This is a genomic window from Bradyrhizobium sp. WSM4873 (assembly GCF_055811355.1).
Window position 1 is genome coordinate 62,230 of record NZ_JBVVPS010000029.1, and the last position, 24,542, is coordinate 86,771.

The window sequence follows — 24,542 nt, forward strand, 5'->3', positions numbered from 1 at the left end:
ACCGCCCTATATAGGGTATGGGGACGCGTTGGCCTATCGGCGATCCGGCCGTCCGGCTTCGTCATGACGATCATTCTGATCGGGCTCGGCACCGGCGGTTGCAGCTTTTCCCGCAATGACAAGAGTGCCTACGCCAAGGCGGACGACAGCGACCTCACCGGCTCGATCGCAATGCCGGCCAAGGCGCCGACCGAGACAGATCTCGCCTTCGCCCGCAACGCGGCCTCCGACGTCCTCAGCAAGAACGACAAGGATTCCAGCCAGCATTGGGAGAATCCGGAAACCGGGGCGCGCGGTTCGGTCACGCCGATCGCACAATCCTATGCCGCCGAGGACGGCCGCAAGTGCCGCGACTTCCTGGCAAGCTACGTCAACGGCAGCACCGAAAGCTGGCTCCAGGGCGCGGGCTGCCAAAGCAGCCGTGGCAGTTGGGAGATTCATACGCTAAAGCCGTGGCGGAGCTAGGAATCGCTTCACCAGACTAGTTGCAAAAATACCACTCGCCCCCCACATGAAGCTCAGTGGGCGGGGAGCCCTTTGAACAATTCGATTTCTTGAAGGAGACGTGACGGATGCGCGACCCCTATGAGGTCTTGGGGGTGCCGCGGAGCGCCAACGCTGCCGCGATCAAGAGCGCCTATCGCAAGCTTGCCAAGAAGCACCATCCCGACAGCAACAAGAACGACCCGAAGGCGGCCGAGCGCTTCGCTGAGCTCAATTCGGCCAACGAGATCCTCGGCGACGAGGACAAGCGCAAGCAATTCGACCGCGGCGAGATCGACGCCGACGGCAAGCCGCGCTTCCAGGGCTTTCCGGGCGGCGGTGGGCCGCGCGGGCGTGCGGGTCCCGGCGGATTCGAGAGCTATACGTTCCGCGGCGGCGGCGCGGGCCCTGGTCCGGGTGGCGGCGCGTTCGAGGACATTCTCAACAGCATGTTCGGCGGTGGGCCGCGTCCGCGCCCCGGGGCCGGCGGCGGTGCACAGTTCGAATTCGACACCGGCGGGATCGGGCTCGATCTCGACGTCAATGTCGCCATGACCGTCTCGCTGGAGGAGGCGGTGAAGGGCGGCGAGAAGCGCGTTCGGCTGCCGAACGGCAAGGAACTCAACGTCAAGATTCCGGCCGGCGTGACCGAGGGCCAGCAGATCCGGTTGCGGGGACAGGGCGAGAGCGCTCAGGGCCATCCGCCGGGCGATCTCCTGATCACGATCAGCATCGCGCCGCATCCGTTCTTCAAGATCGAGGGCGCTGATCTCAGGATCGACCTGCCGGTCACGCTTTACGAGGCGGTGCTTGGCGGCAAGGTCCGCGTGCCCACCCTCGGCAATGCCGTGGAGCTTTCGGTCCCGCAAAACACCTCCAGCGGCCGGACCTTCCGCCTCAAGGGCAAAGGATTGCCAAAAACTGGCGGAACCGGGGATCTCTTCGTCACTGTCAGGATTATGTTACCGGACGGGAACGATGCCGAGCTTGAAGCATTGATGGAGAAGTGGCGGGACCAGCGCCCCTACAATCCACGTAGCGGGCTTGGCTAACGCATGATCTGGAAAAGTGTGAAGGGGTTCTCCTAAAGACTGAGAGCGTCGTCCATCGGGATGATGCTCATCATATGCCCGAGGCGTGGTAGCCCTTCTTGGCACGTGCTTGACGTGTCGGCTGTCCGGCGGGGCAGCCGATAAAAAGGTGCGGCCTCGAGAGGGGGACCAGCGCGGTACCAAAAACCCCAATCGAGGCCGCCCGCGTCGATCGGCGGATCGAACGCTGCTCATTTTCGCGTGATCATCCGGTGCGATAATGAGACGCGCCGATGTCTTCATTCCAAATTTTCAATGTCGGAATCGAGGCACCGCCATTGCGTGGTTGTCTAGGTGCCGCTTTTCTCTGCCTGGTCGTAGACGGCCTGCGCCACTTTGGTCAGCCGGTCGCGGTCACCGCCACCGCTGACGACGTAGCCGACGCCGCGCTCCGACCAGAACAGCGCCCCGTCCTTGTCCGTTCGGGCGTAGCGCATCTGCGTCGCGCCATTCTCGGTCTTGGCGGTGTAGATCGTGTACCGCTCGCCCGAGGCGCCCTCATACATCAGGAACGACGCCGGCCCGTTTGGCCCCGGCAAAAGCCGGCCACCGACGAGCTTCAGTCCACTCGCCTCCAGGTTCGGTGCAAACACGGTCCAGCCGCAGCGTCTGGTCAGCCAGGCCTGGAGGTGGTCGCGCTCGTTGCCGCCGACCTCGACGGGATGGCGAACCTCGACGACGTAGAGGCGGTGGGCGTCGAGCGCGTCGGTCGTAAAGCTCTGGAAGGTCGAGGGCGCGTTGGCGGCACCGTGCGCCAGCCAGCCGGCGGTGCCGCCGGCGAGGAAGGCCACCAGCACGGCCGCGGCGGCGCCATACAGCCAGTGCCGCGGGCGGCGCTCCAGCCGTTCGAGCTCCAGCCGCGCCGGCACCGGCTCCTGGGCGACGGAATCGTAGCGGGCGTGCAGCATCTCGGCCATGGCACGCCAGGACTGCACGCGCTCGGCATCCTCAGGCTGCGCGGCAAGCCAGCCCTCGACATCGGCGCGGCGCTCGGCCGGCAGCTCGCCGTCGACATAGGCGTGCAGTTCGTCCTCGGTCACTGGGATCTTGCGGTCGTTCATATCGATCGTCTCTGGCTCTGCGGCCCAAAATGTTTTTCGTGGTTCAACTGCGTCGCTTCCCATGCCATGCAGGAGAAGCGACCGGGGCGATGCATCAATCCTGCCATCATTTCACCCGCCTGAGCGCCGGGCGCTCACCCTCCAGCGAGGCTTTGACGTGGGCGCGGGCGCGTGCCAGGCGCGACATCACGGTGCCGATCGGCACGCCCTGGATGTCGGCGACCTCGCGGTAGCTCATGCCCTCCAGCATCACCAGCAGCAGCACCGAGCGTTGCTCCTCGACGAGCGTCGCCAGCGCCCTCTCGATATCGCGCCCTTCGGCTTCGGTCCCGCTGGCATCCGGATTGTTCTCCGTCAGCTGCATGAATTGCGGCCGCCGTGCCAGCGAGCGCCGCCGGTTCTTGTTCAGGTTGGTCAGGATCGTATAGAGCCAGCTCCTGACGTCGCCCCCGAGGAAGAGACGCTCCGAACGCAGCGCCCGCACCAGCGTATCCTGCACCAGATCGTCGGCCGCATCCGCCTCGCGCGTAAGCGCGCGGGCGTAGCGGCGCAACGCCGGGATCATGGCTTCAACGCTCTGGCGAAACGCACTCATTGCGGTCTTGACGTCCTGATGTTCGGCGCGAGCGCCACAACGATCATAACACCCGAGCGGAACGGCTATTCCGGCGCTTGAAACAGCGTTAACGCCGCGTATTAGGACTGTACCGCAAGGGAGGGCTGGTGTACCTCCAAACCTCACCGGGAGCTCGACGGGACGTTAGCAAATGGCGCAGAATTCAGGTCTGATGCAGGGCAAGCGGGGCGTGGTCCTCGGCGTTGCCAACAACCGCTCGATCGCCTGGGGCATTGCCAAGGCATGCCACGCGGCCGGCGCCGAGCTCGCCTTCACCTATCAGGGCGATGCGCTGAAGAAGCGCGTCGAGCCGCTCGCCGCCGAGATCGGCGGGCTCGTGCTCGGCCATTGCGACGTCACCGATGCCGCGACCATCGATGCGGCCTTCGCGGTGCTGAAGGAGAAGTGGGGCAAGATCGACTTCCTGGTGCATGCGATCGCCTATGGCGAGCAGCTCGACGGCCGCTACGTCGACACCACGCAGGAGAATTTTTCGAAGTCCCTGCTGATCTCCTGCTACTCGTTCACGGCCGTGGCGCAGCGCGCCGAGAAGCTGATGGCCGACGGCGGCTCGCTCATCACGCTCAGCTATTACGGCGCCGAGAAGTGGATGCCGCATTACAACGTCATGGGCGTTGCGAAAGCGGCGCTCGAAGCGAGCGTGCGTTACCTCGCCGCCGATCTCGGCGAGAAGAACATCCGCGTCAACGCGATCTCCGCGGGGCCGATCAAGACCCTCGCGGCGTCCGGCATCGGCGATTTCAGATATATCCTGAAGTGGAACGAAGCCAACGCACCGCTGCGGCGCAACGTCTCCACGGAAGACGTCGGCGGCAGCGCGCTGTATTTCCTCTCCGACCTCTCGCGCGGCGTCACCGGCGAGGTGCACCACGTCGATTCCGGCTATCACGTGCTCGGCATGAAGCGCCCGGACGCGCCGGACATTTCGTTCGGCGGGAAGGACTAACTTTCACCCAGCAATGCCCGTGCCCACGATCTATTACCTTCGCCACGGCGAGACCGAGTGGAATGCGCTCGGGAGGCTTCAGGGCATCAAGGACATTCCGCTGAACGCACGCGGTCGCGGTCAGGCTGTGCAGGCCGGCGGCATTCTCGCCGATCTCTTCAAGCGCGAGGGCCGCGACAAGGCCGCGTTACCCTACGTGTCGAGTCCGCTTGGCCGCGCGCGAGAGACCATGGAACTGGCGCGGAGCAAGCTCGAACTGCCGACTGCGGACTATACGCTCGACGATCGCCTGCGTGAGATCGGCTACGGCTCCTGGGAGGGACTGACGCTGGCCGAGAGCGAGGCCTCCGATCCCGAGATCTACGCCCGGCGCCTCGCTGACAAATGGACGGTGGGCCCCGCGGGCGGGGAGACTTACGCCGATGTCCAGGTCCGCGTGCGCGCCTGGTACGACCAGCTCCGGACCGACACCGTCGCGGTCGCCCATGGTGGGACCTGCCGGGCCCTGATGGTTTCACTCGGCCTGGAGACGCCGGCGAGCGCCGCCGAACTCTACATCGAGCAGGGCGCCGTCTACGTGTTCCGGGACGGGCGACTGGAGAAGTTCAGTTAAGGCGGCTCGCTTCCGCGTCCTCCGCCGTCATGCCCGGGCTTGTCCCGGGCATCCACGCCCTTTTTGCGCTTGTGGGCCAAGAACGTGGATGGCCGGGACAAGCCCGGCCATGACGACTGTGTCGGGCATTTGACCCCAATTTCAGGGCGAGTTAAGTCAGCACTGACTTACGAGTTAGATACGAATGTCCTTCAACACCTTCGGCCATATGTTCCGCGTCACGACCTTCGGCGAGAGCCATGGGGTGGCGATCGGCTGCGTGGTCGACGGCTGCCCGCCCATGATCCCGCTCGTCGAGGCCGACATCCAGGGCGACCTTGATCGCCGCCGGCCCGGCCAGTCGCGCTTCACGACCCAGCGTCGGGAAGCGGACCAGGTCAAGATCCTGTCCGGCGTGATGGCGCATCCCGAGACCGGCGTGCAGGTGACGACGGGCACGCCGATCGGGCTCCTGATCGAGAACACCGACCATCGCTCGAAGGACTATTCCGAGATCAAGGACAAGTTTCGCCCTGGTCATGCCGACTTCACCTATGAAGCGAAGTACGGCCTGCGCGACTATCGCGGCGGCGGCCGCTCGTCGGCGCGCGAGACCGCGACGCGCGTCGCCGCCGGCGCGATCGCGCGAAAGGTGCTGCCCGACGTGAAGGTGCGCGGCGCGCTGGTGCAGATCGGGCCGCACAAGATCGACCGGGCGAAGTGGGACTGGGACGAGATCGCGAAGAATCCGTTCTTCTGTCCCGACAAGGACAAGGCCGCGTTCTTCGAGACCTATCTCGACGGCATCCGCAAGAACGGCTCCTCGATCGGCGCGGTGATCGAGGTCGTCGCCGAAGGCGTGCCGGCTGGCCTTGGCGCGCCGATCTACGCCAAGCTCGACGCCGAACTCGCCTCCGCAATGATGAGCATCAATGCGGTGAAGGGCGTCGAGATTGGCGCCGGCTTTGCCGCGGCCGAACTGACCGGCGAAGAGAACGCCGACGAGATGCGCACCGGCAATGACGGCACGCGTTTTCTGTCCAACCACGCCGGCGGCGTGCTGGGCGGTATCTCCACCGGACAGCCGGTGGTGGTGCGCTTTGCGGTGAAGCCGACCTCGTCGATCCTGCAGCCGCGTCTCACCGTCGATCGCAACGGCGCCGACACCGAGATCATGACCAAGGGCCGCCACGATCCCTGCGTCGGTATCCGCGCCGTTCCCGTCGGCGAAGCCATGATGGCCTGCGTGCTGGCGGATCATTTCCTGCGCGACCGCGGCCAGGTCGGGCGCTAGCGTTGCGCGAGGCGCTTGTATCGCGCCACTAGCCCACCGCGCAGCTTGACGATCCCACAACTTCGTCCGCAAATGCCGACATGGAAAGCTCCGAGCTCCAACGTATCACCAGCTGGCTGATCGACGGCGCCTGGTCGTCGAAGACCCCGGCCGAGATGACGGCGGAAGCCTGCGAACGGATGGTCGCAGCCGGTCTGCCGCTATGGCGGTTCGGCATCTTCATCCGCACGCTGCATCCCGAAATTTTCGGCCGCAACTTCATCTGGCGGGAGGGCGAGGAGGTCGAGATCGGCACGGTCGATTTCGAGATCCTGGAGACGCCGGAATTCGCCAGAAGTCCGCTGCGGGTCGTGTTCGAGCAGGGACTTGAGGTGCGGGGACGCATGGACGATCCCGGCAGCAAGCATTTCCCTTTTTTCGACGACATGCGTGCCGAAGGCGTAACCGACTACGTCGCGACGCCAATGCAGTTTCTCGACGGCTCGGTCCACGCGACGAGCTGGACCACGCGCCATCCAGGCGGCTTCAGCGATGACCAAATCGCGGCGATTCACGCGATCATCAAACCGCTCGCGCGCATCACCGAGATCATCAGCCTGCGCCGCACCGCCGAGATGCTGCTCGACACCTATGTCGGCAATCGTGCCGGCGCGCGCATCCTTGGCGGTCAGATCCGCCGCGGCCACAACGACACCATGCAGGCTGCGATCTGGCTCTCCGATCTGCGCGGCTTCACCGCACTGTCGGACCGGCTGCCGGCCGAGACCGTGGTCGAGATCCTCAACCATTATTTCGACTGCCAGGTCGCCGCGATCCGCGGCCATGGCGGCGAGGTGCTGAAATTCATGGGCGACGGCCTGCTCGCGGTATTCCCGATCGACGAATATGTCGGCGATGCCGCGCATGTCTGCACGCGGGTGCTGGAGGCGGCGCGCGAATCCCGCGCCAGCGTCGAGGCGCTCGCGTATCCTGTCGGCGACGTCGTCGAGCGCTTCCGCTTCGGCGTCGCGCTTCACGTCGGCAACATCCTCTACGGCAATATCGGCGGCGGCAACCGCCTCGATTTCACCTGCATCGGCCCCGCCGTGAACCTTGCCGCCAGGCTCGAGAAGATCACGGGTCGCCTGGGACGGACCGTCGTCGCCTCGGAGGGCTTCGCCAATGTCTGTCGCCACGACTGGCACGAACTCGGCGAATTTCCGATCGCGGGCTTCTCAAAGGCGCAGCGCGTGTACGGGCTGACTGAGGAGACACCGGCGCTAGTCGACTGAGCGCTATTCCTCCGGCTCCGTGGTGAACAGCAGGGGATACCCCTTGGTGCGGCCGGCATCCGTTGCGCGGGTAGCCTTGGTCTCGGCGACATCCTTGGTGAAAACTGCGACCACGCAGGCGCCGAGCTTGTGGGCGGTGATCATCACCTTGTAGGCCTGATCCTCGGTCATGCGGAACTCGGCCTTGAGGATCATCGTGACGAATTCGCGGGGCGTAAAGTCGTCGTTGATCAGGATGACCTTATGCAGCTTCGGCCGCTCGACCTTGGTCTTCGTCCTGGTTTTCGGTTTGGCAACGGTATCGTTCATTCCGCCTCCCGGATATGGCGGGCTCGGGTTCCTGCCGGCGCGCTCAGCCCGCGGCCTTCTCACCATATTGCAGGACCTGCAGCTTCTCCAAGGTGATCAGGCCGCTCGACATCATGCCATCCAGGATGGGCAGGAATGCATTGATGTTGTCCTCGCTGTCGACGATCTCGATCAGCAGCGGCAGGTCTTCCGAGAGCCGCAGAATCTTCGACGTGTGCAGCCGGCTCGACTTGCCGAAGCCCATGGGGCCGCGCAGCACGGTGGCGCCGGCCAGATGCCGCTCGCGCGCCGTCATCACGATCGCTTCATAGAGCGGCTTGCCGTCGAAATGGTCGTTCTCGCCAATGAAGATCCGGAGCGAAACTGCCTGATTGGGGATTTGCATGATTAGCTCCTTCGCAAGCGGTTGGTGCCGCTGGCCATCATATGGCCTGCCCATACCGACACCAGCCAGCAAATGACGGACGCCGCGATATAGGCGAGCGCCGTATATTTCATGCCGCCGTGGAGCAGGCGGAAGGTCTCCAGGCTGAAGGTCGAAAAGGTCGTGTAGCCGCCGCAGAACCCGGTCATGACGAACTGCCGGTGCTCGGGCCGTGCCAGCAGGCGGCCGTCGGGCCCGGTCAGCGTCGCGTAGAAGCCGATGATCAGTGAGCCCGTGGCGTTGATAAACAGCGTCGCGACCGGGAAGCCGGGGCCGGTGTCGAGCGCAAGCCCGACCAGATAGCGCGTCAGCCCGCCGACCACGCTGCCGGCGGCAATCCAGGCATAGAGCGTCGCGGTGCGCCAGTGATCGGCAGAGGAGGGGGACTTCATCTGCCTCTAGCCTCCCAGAGTGTCCGCGAGGAGGAAGCCGCAACTGACGGCCGCGAGGCAGAGCACGACCGAGACCGCGACATTTCCGAGCGCGTGCATCGCCTCGCCGTTGCGCGCCAGCGTCAGCGTTTGCAGGCTGAACGAGGACACCGTGGTGTAGCAGCCAAGAAAGCCGGTGACCGCGAACAGCCATGGATCGGGCGCGGCGAAGACCGAGCCCGGATGGGTCGCCAATGCGCCAAAAATGCCGATCAGAAAGGCGCCGGTGACGTTGATGGTCACGGTGCCCCACGGAAACGTCTCGCCCAGCCGCCGGGCGATCACGCCGGAGATAAAATAGCGCGCGCAGCCGCCCAGCACGCTGCCGATCATGATCGCAAGCACTCCGCTCAGCACGGCGAACAGCCCCCCGTCATCGTTTCTCCTCCATTGCCAGCCCGTTGCCGACGGCGAACAGCCCTATGAGCGCGACGAGGGCGAAGCCGAGCCCGGCCAGGAACGTGCCGGCCGGACCATAGGCATCCCACAAGGCGCCGGCGATCACGCTTGCGGCCAGCATGGCAAGGCCGGTGAACAGGTTGAAATAGCCGAACGCGGTGCCACGCAAGCCCGGTGGCGCTACGTCGGCGACGAGGGCCGAGAGCAGGCCTTGCGTCAATCCCATATGCAGTCCCCACAGCACGACGCCGAGGGCGAGGCCCCCAAGGTTTGGCAGCAGCGCGAGCGCGAGATCGGCGCCGGCGAGGAAGACGAGGCCAAGCGCGAGCAGGCCGGTGCGGTTGATCCGGTCCGAGAGCGCGCCGGCCGGATAGGCCGACAACGCATAGACGATGTTCATCAGCACCAGCACGGCCGGCACCCACATCGCATTGAGCCCGATGTTCTGTGCGCGCAGGATCAGGAAGGCCTCGCTGAAGCGCGCCAGCGTGAACACGACGCCGACCGCGACCACGCGCCAGTACACGGACCCGAGCTGGCGCATCGCGGCGGTATTCAGCGGATTCCTTGACGGCTCTCGGCTTGGGTCCGGCTCCGGCTCGCTCACCGCGAACGCGATCAGTCCGAACGACAGGAAGCCCGGCAGCACGGCCACCCAGAACACCATCGTAAAATTGTCCGCCGTCCACCACATCAGGCCGATCGCCATGAGCGGCCCGACGAACGCACCGATCGTATCGAGCGACTGACGCAGGCCGAAGCTCGCGCCGCGCAAACCGATAGGTGCGATATCGGCGATCAGTGCATCGCGCGGCGCGCCGCGAATGCCCTTGCCGACGCGGTCGATGAAGCGCGCGGCAACCAGCCATCCGACGCTGGGGGCAAGCGGGAATAGCGGTTTTGTCAGCGCGGCGAGCCCGTAGCCGAGCGCGGCGAGAAATTTGCGCCGGCCGAGCCAGTCGGACAACGCGCCGGAGAAGATCTTCGTGATCGAGGCGGTCGCCTCCGCAATGCCCTCGATGAAGCCGACGGTGAGCGTGGTGGCGCCGAGCACGGTGACAAGATAGACCGGCAGCAGTGCGTGGATCATCTCGGAAGAGACGTCCATCAGCATCGAGACGAAACCGAGCACCCAGATTCCCCTGGGCAGCCCCGCACGCGCAGCATTCGGTGTTGTCGTCGTCACGTCCAGGACTTCTCCTCGGCCTCTGCTTGACCTCTGCTCGACCTCTCCTTGGCCTTCGCACCAGGCAACAAAAAACCCGCCAGCGGCGGGTTTGTCCATGCTCCCGCCGAAGACAGAGGCCTGAAAATTGCCCCTCCTCAAGCAGGAGTCACCAGCCCACTACGGTCACAGGCAGCCGGGCGGTTGTCGGGGGACTCCATCCCCATCTGTGTCGTCAGCCTAGCATGGAAATGGCGCCGGACAAGTGGGCGGGGTGCTCTGTCCCGTGGCCCGTTCTTCCGGGAGCGCACGATCGCGCAGTCCGCGGCGCGAGCGCGGCAACATGGCGGCAGCTTTGCGTGATGCTTCGCAATCCCCGACCCGCAAGTCCTAACGCGCAAATCCCTAACTGGAATGTGAAGCGCAAGCGATCTTCGGACTTTGCGGCAAGGCGATTGCATGTCACCATCGCGTCATACGACGGGAGGCTGCGATGCGCTTGCTGTTCTCGATCGGGGCTGTGCTGGTGACCGGCATGTTTGCCGGAGGGGACGTCGCGGGCATCGCGGCACCAGGACCCAAATTCGAGTCGCCTAAAATTCAGCCGCAGCGGCAAGCAGCCGACAGGGACGCACAGACGGTCGATGTCGAGCTGATCCTCGCTGTCGACGTCTCCTACTCCATGGACATGGACGAGCTCGCAATCCAGCGTGAAGGCTATGCGCAGGCGATCCAGTCGAAGGAATTCCTGCAGGCGCTGAAGCTGGGTCCGAACGGCCGCATCGCGGTGACTTATTTCGAGTGGGCCGCCTCAACCGACCAGAAGATCATCATTCCCTGGCGCCTGATCGACGGACCGGAGACCGCCGATGCCGTCGCCGCCGAAATCCTGAAGACGCCAATCCGGCGCGCCTCGCGCACCTCGATCTCCGGCGCGATCAGTTTCGCGATGCCGCTGTTCGACGAGGATCCCTATCGGGGCTTGCGTCGTGTGATCGACATTTCCGGTGACGGTCCCAATAACAATGGAACTCCGGTCGCGATTGCGCGCGACGCAGCGATCGAGAAGGGCATCGTGATCAACGGCCTGCCGATCATGGTCAAGGAGCCGTCCTATTCGACCATGGATATCGACAATCTCGATTTCTACTATGAGGATTGCGTCATCGGCGGCCCCGGTTCCTTCGTCATCACGATCAAGGACCGCGACAAGTTCAAGGAAGCCATCCGCACCAAGCTCTTGATGGAGGTTGCGGGCCGTATGCCGGAGCGCCCGGTGATGCGGGTTGCGGAGAAGGACAAGGAGCCGCGTGTGAACTGCATGATCGGCGAGAAGATCTGGTCGGACCGCTGGGGTCGCTAGATGCGCCACCTCCGATCACGACATTTGTTGGCTTCGTCCCGCGGTTGAATTTAACCGTTCGTTAATCGGTGGGTGGCCCTAATCCAATTGTTTCCGTCAATGACCTGATATTGCTGGCCGGCGCGCAGACGAAGGCGGGTTTGTCAGACTGGTCCGCCGAGCAACCAATGGCCATCGTCACGCAGAGCACCAGCCAGATTTCTCCTGCCAGCGAGCGGGTCTATCACCAGAGCAACCTGCTCGGTGAATGGAAGGGCAATTGGGCGGGAAACAATCAGGCCGTCGGCTTCAAGGTCGTGAACATCCGCGGCGCCCGCGCGCAGGTGGAATACACCCATAACGGGCACACCGAACGTGGTTTTGGCAAGGTCGACGGTGCAACCATCAGCTTCGGTTCGGTCACGATCGGGACCAAGAACGGCAAGAATGCGGCGCTCGTGTTCTCCGCCGGCGGCGGTCAGGCCAGTGCATCACTTGAAAAACAGGCGCCGCCCGCCTCCGAAAGCCGTCTCATCGGAAGCTGGGGTGGCTATTCGGCCGACAACAACAAGAGCGCGAGCTTCCGGGTCGTCTCCATCACCGGCAACGAGGCGCTGGTCACGACCACCATCGACGGCGTCACCCGGCAGGGCACCGGCATCGTCTACAAGAACGTGGTCATGTTCGGACAAACGCAGATATCGACGGACGACGGAAAGAACGGCAAGGTCATCTTCCAGGTTGGAAACAAATCTTTCCAGGTAGGGGTGACGAAATTACCGCCGTCCGACACGTCGTCCTCGGTGGACAAGACGGCGTAGCCGATCACGGCTGCTGCGCGCTGGACCGCGTCAGCGCCTTCAATTGCCGGTCGATCTGACGCAAGACGTCGCAGGCGGGCGTCAAAGCGCCATTGCCGATCAGTCGCCAGATCTCCTTCGCCTGCTCATCCAGATGCGGAATTGTCAGTGGTAACCGCGCTGCTTCCGATAGCGCGCCCTTCTCGTTGATGAGATAGCGCTCGTTCAGCGCGAACACGATCTGCGCAACGCAGGCCAGCGATCGGTAGACGCATCCGGCGATATGGGTCTGCTCGTTGCGTGCGGCCGCAAGCTCCGCATTCTCGATGCCGAAGAGGATTTCCCACTGGAAGCGCCGGATCAGGGCATCCCGCAGCGGTTCCGGGTAGGGCAGCGCGATCGATTTCAACCGATTGATCAGGTCTTGCGGATCGCGCAGTGGTTGGCAATAGGCGATCTCGCCCATCCAAATCGCCGAGCAGAAGCCGTGTGGATGGCCGGGCTGGTAGTCCATGGTGATGATGCCGGCCCGGCAGGATTCCATGACGGCTTCGACAGCGTCGGCGTTGCGATAGAGCAGGTCGACCTTTTGTCCGCCGACGGACAGCCAGGCACCTCCGATGATCCACGGCCCCCATTCCCCGATCTTCGTCACCGCCGTGACGGCAGGATCGTCGGCGATTTCCTTTGCGGCGGCCAGCAAGCGTTCGGTATCCAGCGGAAGCGCTGCTTTGAAATACAGGCCGATGTCATAGTCGGACGCGGCGTGCCCGCGGCCGCGCGCGCGTGAGCCGCCGAGTACGACGGCCGCAACGCCCGGCACCTCGGCGAAAGCGGATGTCAGGTGTGTGAGCAGCGGATCGTGCGACATGGACAGCGGTTGCGGAGTTGCTATTTGGCGGCGAGCGATGGCAGCGGCGGCTCGCTGTCGTTAGGCGCGTCCGCCTGCATGGTGATCAGGGGCATCGAGACCAAATCGTAATAGCCGATCAGCCCGATGATATCCATGATGCCGCGCTCGCCGAATTTCTGCTGGCCGGCCGGTAGATTCGTCCGACACCTTCTTATCGCGATAGAGCGCCATCGCAAATTCATAGAGAGCGGCTTGTCATCCTCCCGTCGCGACGAACTCGCGCCGCCTTGTCCGATCGCCAGCTTACGTTGCGGCGCGAGCGACGCAAGGATGGCGGCGCCAGGCGGGGCTGTAGCATCGGCATGACCATATGCCGCAGCCACGCGCCGGAATGAGGAAGATCAGATCCGCGCCTCCAGAATCAGATTGAAGGGCGTTTCAGCAGCGCGGCGGAAGCGCGTCAGTCCGCCCTCTCGCGCGACGTTGCGCAGCCTTGCCTCGCCCGCTTGGGCGCCCAGTCCGAGGCCCACCTCCTGGTCGAGCGAGGCTGGCGTGCAGATCATGGTCGACGCCGCATAATAGACCCGCCCGACCGGGTTGAGATTGTCCTCGAGGCGGTCGCCTGCGAACGGCTCGACCAGCATGCAGGTGCCGTCCTTTGCCATGGTCTCGCGCACGTGGCCGATGGCGCCGACGGGATCGCCCATGTCGTGCAGGCAATCGAAGAAGCAGACGAGATCATAGCCCTCGGCCGGATAGGTCTTGGCGGAATGAACAGCGAAGCTGACCCGGTCGCCCAATCCGGCCTCGGTGGCCGCCTTTCGCGCGGCCTCGATCGAACCCTCGTGATAGTCGAAGCCGTAGAAGCGGGAGTTCGGGAAGGCTTCCGCCATCAGCCGTGTCGAGACGCCGTGCCCGCAGCCGACATCGGCGACCTTGGCGCCGCGCTTCAGCTTGTCCACGACGCCGTCGAGCGCGGGCAGCCATTCCTGCACCAGATGGTGCATGTACCCGGTGCGGAAGAAGCGGGCGGTGCCGCAGAACAGGCATTCGCTGCGCCGGTTCCAGCCGACGCCCTTGCCGGATTTGAATGCGTCCGAGACCTTCGGCTCGTCGAGAAACGCCGAGGCAATGACATTGCCGAACGCGCCGAGGAACACCGGACTGTCCTCATCGGCAAGCGCCATCGCCTGCTCCGGCAGCATCGAGAATTTTGCCGAAGCGGAATCGTATTCGATGTAGCCGGACGCCGCCTGGCTTGCGAGCCATTCGCGGACGTAGCGCTCCGCCGTCCCGGTGGCGTTTGCGAGCTCGGACGAGTTCATCGGTCCCTTGGCGGCAAGGGTACGGTAGAGACCGAGCTTGTCCCCGAGCAGGACCAGCGACGCATTCATCGCCGCCCCGAATTCGGTGACCATCTTGCCCATAAAGGCATTCAACCTGTCGGAATTGACCTCCATGACAGCCTCCGTGCTGACGCGCCCCCTTAGGTGGGTCAATCCGGCATGCGGGAAGTTCAAACTGGCAGGAAAACGTGATCCCGGAACTCAAGGGAAGACTGGTGTCGCTATGCTGGCATTCATGATGTCTGGTGGGTATAATTCGCAAGCTTTTCGACGGTTATTTGGATGTCCAGGCTTACACGCTCTTGCGGTCTCGCGGTTTTTCTTGCCCTGCTCTGCCTCGGCGAAGCGCCGGCTCATGCGCAAGGCGCACCCCTGCAATATTGGATCCCCGGCGGACCTTTCGGCTTCGGCGGCGTTGCCGGCCAGAGCGCCGACAGCTACGGCAATTTCCCGAGCTTCAATGGCGGCGACGCAAGCGGCCGCAGCAATTTTGCGAACGGCTTCTTTGTCGGCAGCCAGCATGGCAATCTCAACTGGAGCGGCCTCAGCCCGGCCGGACTGAGCGGCAATTTCAGCGCGCTCTCCTACGACAGCACGCAGTTCGGCTACAACACCAAGACGGCGGGCGGCATGCCTGTCACGTTCTTTGCCGGTTTCGACACCCTGAAATACGGCAACGGCATCGGCAGCTCGCTTGCGCCGCTCACCTCCAGCGCCTCGCCCGGCTACGGCGCATTTGCGGGTGTCGAGTTCAAGCCGACCTCCAACCTCAGCCTGTCGTTCGGGGCCGGGTTCACCCAGCAGGATTCGGGCCGCATGGATAGCGATCTCAGATCGAACATGCTGCCTGGCGAGTCGCCGGCGTTGAGTGGCCTTCGGCGCTAACTAGTCTAGCGCGTGAACTTCGCAACGAGCTCGACATGCGGCGTGTGGCGGAACTGATCCACCGGCACGACTACGTCGATGTTGTAGCCGCCATCGATCAGCAGCCGCGCGTCGCGGGCAAATGTCCCGACGTTGCAGGAGACCGCGACCACCACAGGCACCTTGCTGGCGGCGAGCTTCAGCGCCTGTGCCTGCGCGCCCTGGCGCGGGGGATCGAACACCACTGCATCGAAATCGCGCAGCTCCTGCGGCACCAGAGGGCGGCGGAACAGGTCGCGCGGCTCGCACCTGATCGGCTTGAGGCCGGGCGTGCGCGCGGCTTTCGCAAGGGTTGCGACCGCACCGGCATCGTTGTCGTAGGCCGTGACGCGCGCCTTCTCTGCAAGCCGCAGAGCGAATGGCCCGACGCCGCAGAAGAGATCGAGCACCTCCTTGGCCTTGCCGATGCGCTCCGCAACGAGCGCGGCCAGCGTCTCTTCGCCAGCAACGGTTGCCTGCAGGAACGAGCCCGGCGGCAGAGTCACTTCAGCACGGCCCATCTTCACGGTCGGCGCCAGGCGTTGCAGCACCAGTTCGCCATGCCGTGTCAGCCGCGCCAGACGGTGCTGCTCGGCGACGCGCGACAGCGCCGTCACGAGCGGGGTTGGCAGCGGACCGGAGCCGCGCACGTCGACATCGAGACCGTTGGCGGTTGCGGTGACCTGGATGTCCAGCGGTTTCGTTACTGACATTTTGGACGTCAGCAGTTCGGCGAGCGCCCAACCGGCATCGAGTGCACCCTCGAGCCCGGGATCGAGGATCGGGCAGCGATCGATCGGGATGACGTCGTGCGAGCTGGCAGCCGAGAAGCCGACCTTGAGGATGTCATGGGTGCCGAACCGGCCGTGCAGCGTGATGCGCCTGCGCCCCGCACCGTGGGCATCGACCAGCGACGCCACCTCGCAGTCGATGCCGGCCTGGGCCAGGGTCTCGACCACGATGCCGCGCTTCCAGGCGTGATACGGTTCAGTCGCCCAGTGCTGGATCGCGCAGCCGCCGCAGACGCCGAAATGCGGACAGAACGGCGCGACGCGCTCGGGGCTGGCGACATCCACCGCCAGCAGCTTGCGGCGGTCGGGATGGTTGCCGACGACATGATCGACCTCGACGGTCTCGCCGCCGAGCGTGTAGGGCACATAGACGGTATCGCCGGCGTGGAGCGAGACGCCGTCGCCGCGATGGCCGACGTGATCGATCGTCACGCGCTCAACCACGGCGCGCGCCCAGGAAGAATTCGATGTTGCCGTCGCCGCCGGTGATCGCCGACGGGAACACCTCGATATCGGTGCAGCCTAGCGAGGCCGCAAAGGCTGCGATGTCCTCGCAGATCTCGCGGTGCACGGCGGCGTCGCGGACGATGCCCTTCTTGTTGTGCTTCCGCTCCGCCTCGAATTGCGGCTTGATCAGCGCCAGCAGGCTCATCGGCGCGGCGGCCAGCGACAGCGCCACGGGCAGCACCGTCTTGAGCGAGATGAAGCTGACGTCGATCACGACGACATCGGGCCGCGCCGGCAAACGCTTGCCGTCATAGGCGCGGATGTCGGTCTCTTCCATCGACACGATCTTGGAGTGCCTGCGCAGCGAGGGATGCAATTGGCTGGTGCCGACATCGACGGCAAAGACCAGACTCGCGCCGTTCGCCAGCAGCACCTCGGTGAATCCGCCGGTGGACGCGCCGACGTCGAGGCAGACATGGTCCTCGATCTCGATCGGGTAGCGCTCCAGCGCGCCGGCGAGCTTGACGCCGCCGCGAGAGACGTAGGGGTGCGCGGGCTCGGCCTGGATCACGGCGTCCTCGGCGATGGTCTCGGACGGCTTTGCGACCTGCTTGTCGTCGGCGGTGACGAGCCCGGCCTCGATCGCCGCGCGCGCCCGCGCCCGGCTCTCGAACAGGCCGCGCTCGACCAGCAGAACATCCGCGCGCTTGCGGGCAGGGGACATCATCTCTCCAAAGACGCCTGAGGCGCTTATGTAGCGATCAATCGCGCGGCCGCCATCCGGACGCAAGCCTCGAACGCGGCCAGATCGTGCCAGACGTCGATCGGCATCTGCGCCGGCGTCACCAGCGGGCAGCCATGCAGCTCCAGCGCGTGGATCATCATGAGATTGTCGACGAGGCCAAAATCCTCGACCGTCAGCCCCTGCGCGTCGACCAGCCGTCCGTCCTCGGACGTCACGTCCATGAAGCGACCGACACGATCGGCATAGGCGGCGCCGTCATTGGAATAGGCGAGGCAGAACTTGCGACGGCCGGCCATATAGCCGAGCTCGTAGACGGTGCCGGGATCGGCGCCGGCGCCGCGGAACGGCGTGAGGTTGGCGATGATCGCATCGGCGGCGTCCATCATCGCCTCGTTGCCGCAAAAGATCTGCCGCGAGGCGTCGGGAGCGGCGAGGTCGATCTCGTTGTCGAGGGGATAGAGGCCGGTGAGGCCGTTTGCGGCACAGATCGCAGCCTTCTGCCGGCCGATCTCGACCGCATCTGGCAGGAACACGTCGGGGCCTGCCAGATAGATTTTCATCAGAGCTGCTTCGCGGAAGGTCGAAGCTCGCTTTTAGGCGAGCTTGACCGTCTCGGCCTTGACATCCTTGCCGAGCGCCTCGAACACCTTGGCGACGATGCCCTTGGCATCGAGACCGGCACGACCGTACATCGCCGCCGGGGTATCGTGGTCCTGGAACACGTCGGGCAGCACCATGGTGCGGAACCGCACCAGGCCGCTGTCGAGTGCGCCCTGATCGGTCAGGTATTGCGCGACATGCGAGCCGAAACCGCCGACCGAGCCTTCCTCGATCGTGATCAGGATCTCGTGGTCGCGCGCGAGCTTGAGCACCAGCTCGGTGTCCAGCGGCTTCATGAAGCGCGCATCCGCGATCGTGGTCGAAAGGCCGTGGGCTGCGAGCTCGTCGGCGGCCTTCTCGCATTCGGCGAGGCGCGTGCCGAAGGAGAGCAGGGCGATCTTGCTGCCCTGGCGGACGATGCGGCCCTTGCCGATCTCGAGCGGAATGCCGATTTCGGGCATCTCGATGCCGCGGCCTTCACCGCGCGGATAGCGCAGCGAGCTCGGACGATCGTTGATCGCGACCTGGGTCGCGACCATGTGCACCAGCTCGGCTTCGTCGGCCGCGGCCATGATGACCATGTTCGGCAGACAGCCGAGATAGGCGTTGTCGAACGAACCGGCATGGGTGGCGCCGTCGGCGCCGACGAGGCCGGCGCGGTCGATGGCGAAGCGCACCGGCAGGCTCTGGATCGCGACGTCATGCACGATCTGGTCGTAGCCGCGCTGCAGGAAGGTCGAGTAGATCGCGCAGAACGGCTTGTAGCCTTCGGTGGCGAGACCGGCGGCGAACGTCACTGCGTGCTGCTCGGCGATGCCGACGTCGAAGGTGCGGTCCGGGAACGCCTTGTTGAAGATGTCGACGCCGGTGCCGGAGGGCATCGCCGCGGTGATGGCGACGATCTTGTCGTCCTTCTCCGCTTCCTTGACGAGGCTCTGGCCGAACACGTTCTGATAGGCCGGCGCGTTCGGCTTGGACTTGGCCTGGGTGCCGGTCGCGACGTCGAACTTGACCACCGCGTGGTACTTGTCGGCGGAGGCTTCCGCAGGGCCGTAGCCCTTGCCCTTCTGCGTCACGACGTGAACCAGGATCGGGCCGGTCTCCATGTCGCGCACGTTCTTCAGCACGGGCAGGAGATGGTCGAGGTTGTGGCCGTCGATCGGACCCACGTAATAGAAGCCGAGCTCCTCGAACAGCGTGCCGCCGTCCATCATGAAGCCGCGGGAATATTCCTCGACGCGGTTGGCGCGGTTGGCGAGGATCTTGGGCAGGCGCTGGTTGATCTGCTTGGCCACATCGCGCAGCGTGCGATAGGTCTTGCCCGAGTAGAGCCGCGACAGATAGGCGCTCATCGCGCCGACCGGCGGCGCGATCGACATGTCGTTGTCGTTGAGGACGACGATCAGGCGCGAGTTCATCGCGCCCGCATTGTTCATGGCCTCGTAGGCCATGCCCGCCGACATCGCGCCGTCACCGATCACGGCGATAACGTTGTTCTTGCCGCCGGAGAGGTCGCGCGCGACCGCCATGCCGAGGCCGGCGGAGATCGAGGTCGAGGAATGCGCGGCGCCGAACGGATCGTAATCGCTTTCGCTGCGCTTGGTGAAGCCGGAGAGGCCGCCGCCGGTGCGCAGCGTGCGGATGCGATCGCGCCGGCCGGTGAGGATCTTGTGCGGATAGGCCTGGTGGCCGACGTCCCAGATCAGCCGGTCGCGCGGGGTGTCGAAGACGTAATGAATCGCAGTGGTGAGTTCGACCACGCCGAGGCCCGCGCCGAAGTGACCGCCGGTCACCGAGACGGCATCGATGGTCTCCTGACGCAACTCATCGGCGACCTGGCGAACCTGCTCGATCTTGAGCTTGCGCAGGTCGTCCGGCGTCCGGATGGTGTCGAGAAGCGGCGTTTTACTGTATGCGTTCACGGCGATTTCCAATTTGTCAGCGCCGGAAGGTCATTCCGGTGCGCGATGGGTTTGCACAATATCGGCGCAGCGCGAGTCCTTAAACCGTCGGAGCCACCTGCATGGGGCAAAGCCCCGTCTTCAAGCTTAGGTGAGCTTAAGTGCTCTCCGGTTCAGTCTCTGTGATCCCTGTCACTTAGATCGGCTTCGTCCATCCAGCCAATTCATCAGCAGTTTGAAGCGCTTGTCGTTGGTAATCAGTGCCCACGCAAGGCTTACAAAAAGCCACACTCCGCGCAGCTTTACACCAAAGCTTGGGCCAAAGCCAACCCGCTCCGCCGATTACGGCCATGCACCTGCAACCCGCGGGCCAGAGTGGTTAATCCTGGCGTCAACGGAAGGGTTCCAAGCTTGCCGGTTCCTCGGCAAGGTTTTTGGCGCGGGCAAGCTATTTTTGGACGGATTCAGGAGGGCGAGGGCCCGTGAGGGAGGTTCCGTGACCTTCAGAGCGCCGGTTCCCTGGGATCAGGCAGCAGCGACGCCCGACGGCGGCGTGCGATCATGAGAATTGCCGGTTCCCGCTGCGTGAGAGAGGCGGCTTTGAAGGCGCCCCTTACTGGACGTCGAGCGGCGCGGTGCCGGTGGCCTGGCCGCTGGCATCGGTGGTGATCTTGTCGACGCGCGCCTCGGCCTGGCGCAGCAACTCCTCGCAGCGACGCTTCAGGGCCTCGCCGCGCTCGTAGATCGTCACGGATTCCTCAAGCGGCACCTTGCCGTCCTCGAGCCGCTTCACGATGGTTTCGAGCTCCTCGATGGCACGTTCGAAGGTCAGCCTGGAGATGTCGATTTGGGTATTTTCGGCCATATAAGTTTCCGATTGCCCGATTCGCTTCACGTCGGAGAAAGCAAAGTTTTGCGGGCGCAATGTGGCGGGTGCGTCAGGCGCCCATCAGGGCGCCGACATGCGCCGTAACAGATTCTTTCAATCCTTGCAGGTCGTAGCCGCCCTCAAGCACAGAAACAACGCGTCCCCCGGCGGTCTTGTCGGCGAGGTCCATCAGCTTGCGCGTGACCCAGGCATAATCCTCCGCGCGCAAATTCAGTGACGCCAGCGGATCGCGATAATGCGCGTCGAAGCCTGCAGAGATGACGAGCAGCTCCGGGCTGAATTTTTCGAGCTGCGGCAGGATCAGATTCTCGAACGCGATGCGGAATTCCGGCCCGCCGTCCTCGGAGGCGAGCGGCGCGTTGACGATGGTGTCGTGGTCGCCGCACTCGCTCTTGGCACCGGTGCCCGGAAACAGCGGCATCTGGTGCGTCGAGCAGTACATCACGGTCGGGTCCGACCAGAAGATGTCCTGCGTGCCGTTGCCGTGATGCACGTCGAAATCGACGATGGCTGCGCGCTTGATGCCGTATTTGCGCTGCGCGTGGCGCGCGGCGATGGCGACGTTGTCGAAGAAGCAGAAGCCCATCGGCTTGCCGATCTCGGCGTGGTGGCCGGGCGGGCGCACCGCGACGAAAGCGTTGCGATGCTCGCCCGCCATCACCGCTTCGGTCGCCGCGACCGCGCCGCCGACGCCGCGCATCACCGCTTCCCACGTGCCAGGCGACATCGAGGTGTCGCCATCGACATAGACCTGTCCGCTGGTCGGCGCGATGTGGCGCAGCTCCGTCACGTAGTGCTCGTTGTGGCAGAGCGTGACGAGGTCGAGATCGCCCTCCGGCGCCTGGTCGCGCACCAGGAACTGGAAGCGCTCATGCGACAGCGCCTCCTCCACCGCGCGCAGGCGGTCCGGCCTTTCAGGGTGTCCAGGCGGCGTGACGTGGTCGAGGCAGGCCTTGTGGGAGAGGAGAAGCGTACTCATCAGTCGGCCTCATGGGATGCGGGCTCTCGACGTCGCTTGGCGCATCCGGCGCCAAAACGCAAATGCAAAACCCAATCTATGCGTTCCCCCGGGAATGGCAAAGGGTGGTCCCGGACCGGCCCGTTTGACCCGGATCAATTCACGCGCAGGATGCGGCTCAGCGGCAGCGGCCCGATCGGTCCGTGCGCCCTGAAGAACGCGAACAGCGCGTCGGCGTCGTAGCCGCCATATTGCGGCCCCGTGCCTTGTTTGGCGACGGTAAAGCCGTCGCCACCGACTGCGAGGTAATCGTTGAGGGTGACGCGGTAGCCGCTTCCGGCTTCGATCGGCCTGCCATTGAGCGTCATTTTCTCGTTGATCACGCGCTCGCCGTATGGCTTCGCCGCATCCCAGGCATAACTGAACCCGTTCGAGACCTGGAGAATCCGCGGCCGCTTCGGGTCGAGCCATTGCTGCTCCAGCATGTCCTTGAGCTGGCTGCCCGTGACCGTCATGGTGACGAGCCGGTTGCGGAACGGCTGGCTGGCGAAAACGTCGCCGAAGGTGATCGCGCCGTTCTCCTTTGGAACGATGTCAGTGCGGATGCCGCCGGGATTGGTGAGCGCGATGACGGCGCCGCCGTCCTTGGCGTCCCTGGTCGCGGCGAGCTGCGCGTCCGCAATGACGTCGCCGAGCGCGCTTTCGCCGGCTTCGTTCGGCACGCGTGACAGCGTCTGTGTCACCGATCCAGCCGGGCGATTGGCGATCGGCGCCGAAAGCTTGTCGTAGGCATCGATCAATGCGGTCTGCTCGGGATCCCTGGGCAGCGAGGCATTGGCGACGATGACGTTCTCGGCTCTGGCGCTGACGATGTCGCGGGTTGCCGGATCGAGCTTGAGGTCGATCGCGGTGACCAGCGTACCGTATTTGTCGCCGCTGGTGACGAGGCGCCCGTCAATATCGCAGACATAAGCACGATGAGTGTGGCCGCTGACGACGACGTCGACGGCGCGATCGAATTTCTTCACGATGTCGACGATTGGCCCGGTGATGGCAGGGCATTCATTGTAGTCGCCGGCCGGCTCGCCGCCCTGGTGGATCAGCACCACGATCGCCTCGACCCCACGCGTCTTCAGCTGCGGCACCAGCGCGTTCACCGTCTCGGCTTCGTCGCGGAATTCGAGGCCCGTGATGCCCGATGGCGAGACGATGCCCGCGGTGTCCTTCAAGGTCAGCCCGATGAAGGCGATGGGGATGCCTTCGAACTCCCTGATCTCGTAAGGCGGCAGCACGCTCTTGCCCGTCGCCGTCTCGATGGTGGACGCCGCGAGATAGCGGAATTTGGCGCCCGTGAAGGGATGCGGCCCCTGGCAGCCGTCGACGGGATGACAGCCCCCGTTCTGCATCCGCAACAGCTCGGTCTTGCCCTCGTCGAATTCGTGATTCCCGACCGAACTGATCGCGAGCCCCATCATCGAGAGCGACTCGATCGAAGGCTCGTCGTGGAACATCGCCGACAGGAACGGGCTTGCGCCGATCAGGTCGCCGGCGGCGACGAAGATCGTGTTCTTGTGTCCTTCGCGCAGCTGCTTCACCAGCGTCGCCATGTATTCGGCACCGCCGGCCGCCACCATCACCTTCCTGGACTTGTCCTCGGGATCGCTGATCCGGATGCCGCCCGGCGGCGGGCGCAGATTGCCGTGGAAATCGTTGATCGCGAGGATGCGCAGCTCGACGGGTGCGGCGGTTTGGGCGGACGCGGGCGGCACGGCGAGCGCGAGCGCGAAGATAGTCAGGCGGAGAACATGTCGCATGGAACCAGACTAGTCGTTCCGCACGAAGATTTCACGAAAGTTATCGCGGCATTCCGGGGCGAGGCGCCGGGCGGCACCCTACTTTTTCTTCTTCCTGTTCGCAAACGCGTTGAAGGCGGCGGTGGCTTCTTCCGACTTCAGCCGCTCACCGAACAAATGGGCCTCCTGATCGATGCGGCGGGTGAGCTCCTCGGATGCCACGCGCAGCAGTTTGCGTGAGGTCGCGACCGCTTCGGCGGGGAGCCTGCAGATATCGCGCGCCACCTTGCGCGCCTCGACCTCGGTATGACCCGGCGAGACCACGGTGTTGACGAAGCCGGCGGCATGCGCTTCCGCGGCCGTAAAAGTCCGCCCCATCACCAGCATGGCGAAGGCGCGCTGATAGCCCATCGTGTTCGGCATCAAGAGGCTGGACGCGCCGACCGGCACGAGCCCGAGATGGATGTAGGGCGCGGAGAACGTCGCCGCGTTCGAGGCCAGCACATAGTCGCAATGGAACAGCATCACGGTGCCCATGCCGATCGACGCGCCGTCCACGGCCGCGATCACCGGCTTGGCGTTGAGGGCGAGCGAATAGAGAAACTTGGCACCGTCGGACAGCGTCTCGGGGCGCGACGTGTCGGCGTGCATGAAATCGTCGATGTCGTCACCGGCGGTGAACACGCCGGAGCCCCCGGTGATGATCATGCAGCGGATATCGGGATTGTTCTGCGCGGTGTCGATCGCGCGGCTCATCTCCCGATACATGTCCTGCGTGATCGCGTTCTTCTTGCTCGGGCGACGCAGGGTGATAACGCGCGTTCCGCGCTCTTCGGTGACGACGATATTGCCATTCGGCATGAGGGGCCCCTGCGGTCACCGCGATACTGACATTGGCTAGACTCGCGAAACGTCAGCCTACATCATCTTGCAGGCGTGCCAATGCGCTCGCGCGACCTTTTGGAGAGCGAATCCGCGTGAGAGGGGCGCATCACGCTCCCCGCCGTGCTGCGCGTTGCAACAATCAGCTACCTTTTTCATTTGAAAAACCCCTTGGTTGTGGTGCACGAT

At 64.6% G+C, this 24,542-nt stretch carries 26 protein-coding genes and 1 riboswitch; of the genes, 9 read left to right on the forward strand and 17 right to left on the reverse strand.

Annotation, left to right across the window (positions count from 1 at the left end):
- The first annotated feature begins 63 nt into the window (after positions 1-63).
- Positions 64-465, forward strand: coding sequence for an RT0821/Lpp0805 family surface protein (locus AC0L21_RS29665; protein ID WP_473265174.1), 402 nt, complete (start codon positions 64-66; stop codon positions 463-465).
- A gap of 107 nt (positions 466-572) precedes the next feature.
- Positions 573-1,535, forward strand: coding sequence for a DnaJ C-terminal domain-containing protein (locus tag AC0L21_RS29670; protein WP_473265175.1), 963 nt, complete (start codon positions 573-575; stop codon positions 1,533-1,535).
- A 329-nt stretch (positions 1,536-1,864) separates the two neighbouring features.
- Here AC0L21_RS29670 and AC0L21_RS29675 read toward each other — a convergent pair whose 3' ends face one another.
- Both AC0L21_RS29675 and AC0L21_RS29680 read right to left on the reverse strand, forming a co-directional pair.
- Positions 1,865-2,635: an anti-sigma factor family protein gene (locus tag AC0L21_RS29675; protein ID WP_473265176.1), complete on the reverse strand. Its 771-nt coding sequence runs from the start codon at positions 2,633-2,635 to the stop codon at positions 1,865-1,867.
- Between the two features lie 106 nt (positions 2,636-2,741).
- A complete protein-coding gene (locus tag AC0L21_RS29680; RefSeq protein ID WP_007594679.1) occupies positions 2,742-3,230 on the reverse strand; it encodes a sigma-70 family RNA polymerase sigma factor in 489 nt (162 codons plus the stop codon).
- A gap of 172 nt (positions 3,231-3,402) precedes the next feature.
- Between AC0L21_RS29680 and fabI the strand changes: the two genes are divergently transcribed.
- The 4 genes from fabI (at position 3,403) to AC0L21_RS29700 (ending at position 7,375) form a co-directional block, all read left to right on the forward strand.
- Positions 3,403-4,218, forward strand: coding sequence for an enoyl-ACP reductase FabI (gene fabI / locus AC0L21_RS29685; RefSeq protein ID WP_473265177.1), 816 nt, complete (start codon positions 3,403-3,405; stop codon positions 4,216-4,218).
- A gap of 13 nt (positions 4,219-4,231) precedes the next feature.
- Complete coding sequence (locus AC0L21_RS29690; protein ID WP_473265178.1) at positions 4,232-4,831, forward strand: histidine phosphatase family protein; 600 nt, start codon at positions 4,232-4,234, stop codon at positions 4,829-4,831.
- A gap of 184 nt (positions 4,832-5,015) precedes the next feature.
- Positions 5,016-6,104: a chorismate synthase gene (gene aroC, locus AC0L21_RS29695; RefSeq protein ID WP_473265179.1), complete on the forward strand. Its 1,089-nt coding sequence runs from the start codon at positions 5,016-5,018 to the stop codon at positions 6,102-6,104.
- Positions 6,105-6,184: 80 nt separating this feature from the next.
- The gene (locus AC0L21_RS29700; protein WP_473265180.1) at positions 6,185-7,375 is read left to right on the forward strand and encodes an adenylate/guanylate cyclase domain-containing protein; all 1,191 of its coding nucleotides are present in this window, start codon (positions 6,185-6,187) and stop codon (positions 7,373-7,375) included.
- A gap of 3 nt (positions 7,376-7,378) precedes the next feature.
- On the opposite strand, the gene clpS is transcribed toward AC0L21_RS29700, so the two are convergent.
- The 5 genes from clpS to AC0L21_RS29725 are packed head-to-tail and all read right to left on the reverse strand — an operon-like array spanning position 7,379 to position 10,124.
- The gene (gene clpS / locus AC0L21_RS29705) at positions 7,379-7,684 is read right to left on the reverse strand and encodes an ATP-dependent Clp protease adapter ClpS (RefSeq protein WP_007594672.1); all 306 of its coding nucleotides are present in this window, start codon (positions 7,682-7,684) and stop codon (positions 7,379-7,381) included.
- A gap of 43 nt (positions 7,685-7,727) precedes the next feature.
- On the reverse strand, positions 7,728-8,069 hold the full coding sequence (locus tag AC0L21_RS29710; RefSeq protein ID WP_473265181.1) for a DUF190 domain-containing protein: 342 nt from the start codon (positions 8,067-8,069) through the stop codon (positions 7,728-7,730).
- 2 nt (positions 8,070-8,071) lie between these two features.
- A complete protein-coding gene (gene crcB / locus AC0L21_RS29715; protein WP_473265182.1) occupies positions 8,072-8,500 on the reverse strand; it encodes a fluoride efflux transporter CrcB in 429 nt (142 codons plus the stop codon).
- Between the two features lie 6 nt (positions 8,501-8,506).
- Positions 8,507-8,905, reverse strand: a complete 399-nt coding sequence (gene crcB, locus AC0L21_RS29720; RefSeq protein WP_473265207.1) for a fluoride efflux transporter CrcB — start codon at positions 8,903-8,905, stop codon at positions 8,507-8,509.
- A gap of 7 nt (positions 8,906-8,912) precedes the next feature.
- Complete coding sequence (locus AC0L21_RS29725) at positions 8,913-10,124, reverse strand: MFS transporter (RefSeq protein WP_473265183.1); 1,212 nt, start codon at positions 10,122-10,124, stop codon at positions 8,913-8,915.
- A 135-nt stretch (positions 10,125-10,259) separates the two neighbouring features.
- A riboswitch (Fluoride riboswitch) is annotated at positions 10,260-10,337 on the reverse strand.
- A 259-nt stretch (positions 10,338-10,596) separates the two neighbouring features.
- On the opposite strand from AC0L21_RS29725, the gene AC0L21_RS29730 reads away from it, so the two are divergent.
- Positions 10,597-11,466 carry a DUF1194 domain-containing protein gene (locus tag AC0L21_RS29730; protein WP_473265184.1) on the forward strand — a complete coding sequence of 290 codons (870 nt, stop codon included), beginning with the start codon at positions 10,597-10,599 and terminating at the stop codon, positions 11,464-11,466.
- Between the two features lie 167 nt (positions 11,467-11,633).
- Positions 11,634-12,266 carry a hypothetical protein gene (locus tag AC0L21_RS29735; RefSeq protein WP_473265208.1) on the forward strand — a complete coding sequence of 211 codons (633 nt, stop codon included), beginning with the start codon at positions 11,634-11,636 and terminating at the stop codon, positions 12,264-12,266.
- A 4-nt stretch (positions 12,267-12,270) separates the two neighbouring features.
- Here AC0L21_RS29735 and AC0L21_RS29740 read toward each other — a convergent pair whose 3' ends face one another.
- On the reverse strand, positions 12,271-13,116 hold the full coding sequence (locus tag AC0L21_RS29740) for a nucleotidyltransferase domain-containing protein (RefSeq protein WP_473265185.1): 846 nt from the start codon (positions 13,114-13,116) through the stop codon (positions 12,271-12,273).
- A gap of 383 nt (positions 13,117-13,499) precedes the next feature.
- Positions 13,500-14,558, reverse strand: a complete 1,059-nt coding sequence (locus tag AC0L21_RS29745; protein WP_473265186.1) for a class I SAM-dependent methyltransferase — start codon at positions 14,556-14,558, stop codon at positions 13,500-13,502.
- Positions 14,559-14,726: 168 nt separating this feature from the next.
- Here AC0L21_RS29745 and AC0L21_RS29750 point away from each other — a divergent pair, with 168 nt between their 5' ends.
- The gene (locus AC0L21_RS29750; RefSeq protein WP_473265187.1) at positions 14,727-15,329 is read left to right on the forward strand and encodes a hypothetical protein; all 603 of its coding nucleotides are present in this window, start codon (positions 14,727-14,729) and stop codon (positions 15,327-15,329) included.
- 5 nt (positions 15,330-15,334) lie between these two features.
- Here AC0L21_RS29750 and AC0L21_RS29755 read toward each other — a convergent pair whose 3' ends face one another.
- The 8 genes from AC0L21_RS29755 to AC0L21_RS29790 form a co-directional block, all read right to left on the reverse strand.
- Entirely contained in the window at positions 15,335-16,582 is a 1,248-nt protein-coding gene (locus AC0L21_RS29755; protein WP_473265188.1) for a class I SAM-dependent RNA methyltransferase, read from the reverse strand.
- Positions 16,575-17,309 (reverse strand): TlyA family RNA methyltransferase, encoded by a 735-nt coding sequence (locus AC0L21_RS29760; protein WP_473265189.1) that lies wholly within the window; start codon positions 17,307-17,309, stop codon positions 16,575-16,577. The genes AC0L21_RS29755 and AC0L21_RS29760 overlap by 8 nt, the downstream gene beginning before the upstream one ends.
- A 26-nt stretch (positions 17,310-17,335) precedes the next feature.
- Positions 17,336-17,890, reverse strand: a complete 555-nt coding sequence (locus AC0L21_RS29765; protein ID WP_473265190.1) for a nucleoside 2-deoxyribosyltransferase — start codon at positions 17,888-17,890, stop codon at positions 17,336-17,338.
- 33 nt (positions 17,891-17,923) lie between these two features.
- On the reverse strand, positions 17,924-19,852 hold the full coding sequence (dxs, locus tag AC0L21_RS29770) for a 1-deoxy-D-xylulose-5-phosphate synthase (RefSeq protein ID WP_473265191.1): 1,929 nt from the start codon (positions 19,850-19,852) through the stop codon (positions 17,924-17,926).
- A 592-nt stretch (positions 19,853-20,444) separates the two neighbouring features.
- Complete coding sequence (locus tag AC0L21_RS29775; RefSeq protein WP_007594646.1) at positions 20,445-20,696, reverse strand: exodeoxyribonuclease VII small subunit; 252 nt, start codon at positions 20,694-20,696, stop codon at positions 20,445-20,447.
- A 73-nt stretch (positions 20,697-20,769) separates the two neighbouring features.
- Positions 20,770-21,699: a histone deacetylase family protein gene (locus AC0L21_RS29780; RefSeq protein WP_473265192.1), complete on the reverse strand. Its 930-nt coding sequence runs from the start codon at positions 21,697-21,699 to the stop codon at positions 20,770-20,772.
- 134 nt (positions 21,700-21,833) lie between these two features.
- Positions 21,834-23,492 (reverse strand): bifunctional metallophosphatase/5'-nucleotidase, encoded by a 1,659-nt coding sequence (locus AC0L21_RS29785; RefSeq protein ID WP_473265193.1) that lies wholly within the window; start codon positions 23,490-23,492, stop codon positions 21,834-21,836.
- Between the two features lie 78 nt (positions 23,493-23,570).
- Complete coding sequence (locus tag AC0L21_RS29790) at positions 23,571-24,332, reverse strand: enoyl-CoA hydratase-related protein (protein ID WP_473265194.1); 762 nt, start codon at positions 24,330-24,332, stop codon at positions 23,571-23,573.
- Between the last annotated feature and the right edge of the window lie 210 nt (positions 24,333-24,542).

Bases quoted from the DNA above. Each gene is read 5' to 3' on its own strand.
- AC0L21_RS29665 (WP_473265174.1), top strand. From the start codon at position 64: ATGACGATCATTCTGATCGGGCTCGGCACCGGCGGTTGCAGCTTTTCC.
- AC0L21_RS29670 (WP_473265175.1), top strand. From the start codon at position 573: ATGCGCGACCCCTATGAGGTCTTGGGGGTGCCGCGGAGCGCCAACGCT.
- AC0L21_RS29675 (WP_473265176.1), bottom strand. From the start codon at position 2,635: ATGAACGACCGCAAGATCCCAGTGACCGAGGACGAACTGCACGCCTAT.
- AC0L21_RS29680 (WP_007594679.1), bottom strand. From the start codon at position 3,230: ATGAGTGCGTTTCGCCAGAGCGTTGAAGCCATGATCCCGGCGTTGCGC.
- fabI (WP_473265177.1), top strand. From the start codon at position 3,403: ATGGCGCAGAATTCAGGTCTGATGCAGGGCAAGCGGGGCGTGGTCCTC.
- AC0L21_RS29690 (WP_473265178.1), top strand. From the start codon at position 4,232: ATGCCCGTGCCCACGATCTATTACCTTCGCCACGGCGAGACCGAGTGG.
- aroC (WP_473265179.1), top strand. From the start codon at position 5,016: ATGTCCTTCAACACCTTCGGCCATATGTTCCGCGTCACGACCTTCGGC.
- AC0L21_RS29700 (WP_473265180.1), top strand. From the start codon at position 6,185: ATGGAAAGCTCCGAGCTCCAACGTATCACCAGCTGGCTGATCGACGGC.
- clpS (WP_007594672.1), bottom strand. From the start codon at position 7,684: ATGAACGATACCGTTGCCAAACCGAAAACCAGGACGAAGACCAAGGTC.
- AC0L21_RS29710 (WP_473265181.1), bottom strand. From the start codon at position 8,069: ATGCAAATCCCCAATCAGGCAGTTTCGCTCCGGATCTTCATTGGCGAG.
- crcB (WP_473265182.1), bottom strand. From the start codon at position 8,500: ATGAAGTCCCCCTCCTCTGCCGATCACTGGCGCACCGCGACGCTCTAT.
- AC0L21_RS29730 (WP_473265184.1), top strand. From the start codon at position 10,597: ATGCGCTTGCTGTTCTCGATCGGGGCTGTGCTGGTGACCGGCATGTTT.
- AC0L21_RS29735 (WP_473265208.1), top strand. From the start codon at position 11,634: ATGGCCATCGTCACGCAGAGCACCAGCCAGATTTCTCCTGCCAGCGAG.
- AC0L21_RS29740 (WP_473265185.1), bottom strand. From the start codon at position 13,116: ATGTCGCACGATCCGCTGCTCACACACCTGACATCCGCTTTCGCCGAG.
- AC0L21_RS29745 (WP_473265186.1), bottom strand. From the start codon at position 14,558: ATGGAGGTCAATTCCGACAGGTTGAATGCCTTTATGGGCAAGATGGTC.
- AC0L21_RS29750 (WP_473265187.1), top strand. From the start codon at position 14,727: ATGTCCAGGCTTACACGCTCTTGCGGTCTCGCGGTTTTTCTTGCCCTG.
- AC0L21_RS29760 (WP_473265189.1), bottom strand. From the start codon at position 17,309: ATGTCCCCTGCCCGCAAGCGCGCGGATGTTCTGCTGGTCGAGCGCGGC.
- AC0L21_RS29765 (WP_473265190.1), bottom strand. From the start codon at position 17,890: ATGAAAATCTATCTGGCAGGCCCCGACGTGTTCCTGCCAGATGCGGTC.
- AC0L21_RS29775 (WP_007594646.1), bottom strand. From the start codon at position 20,696: ATGGCCGAAAATACCCAAATCGACATCTCCAGGCTGACCTTCGAACGT.
- AC0L21_RS29780 (WP_473265192.1), bottom strand. From the start codon at position 21,699: ATGAGTACGCTTCTCCTCTCCCACAAGGCCTGCCTCGACCACGTCACG.
- AC0L21_RS29785 (WP_473265193.1), bottom strand. From the start codon at position 23,492: ATGCGACATGTTCTCCGCCTGACTATCTTCGCGCTCGCGCTCGCCGTG.
- AC0L21_RS29790 (WP_473265194.1), bottom strand. From the start codon at position 24,332: ATGCCGAATGGCAATATCGTCGTCACCGAAGAGCGCGGAACGCGCGTT.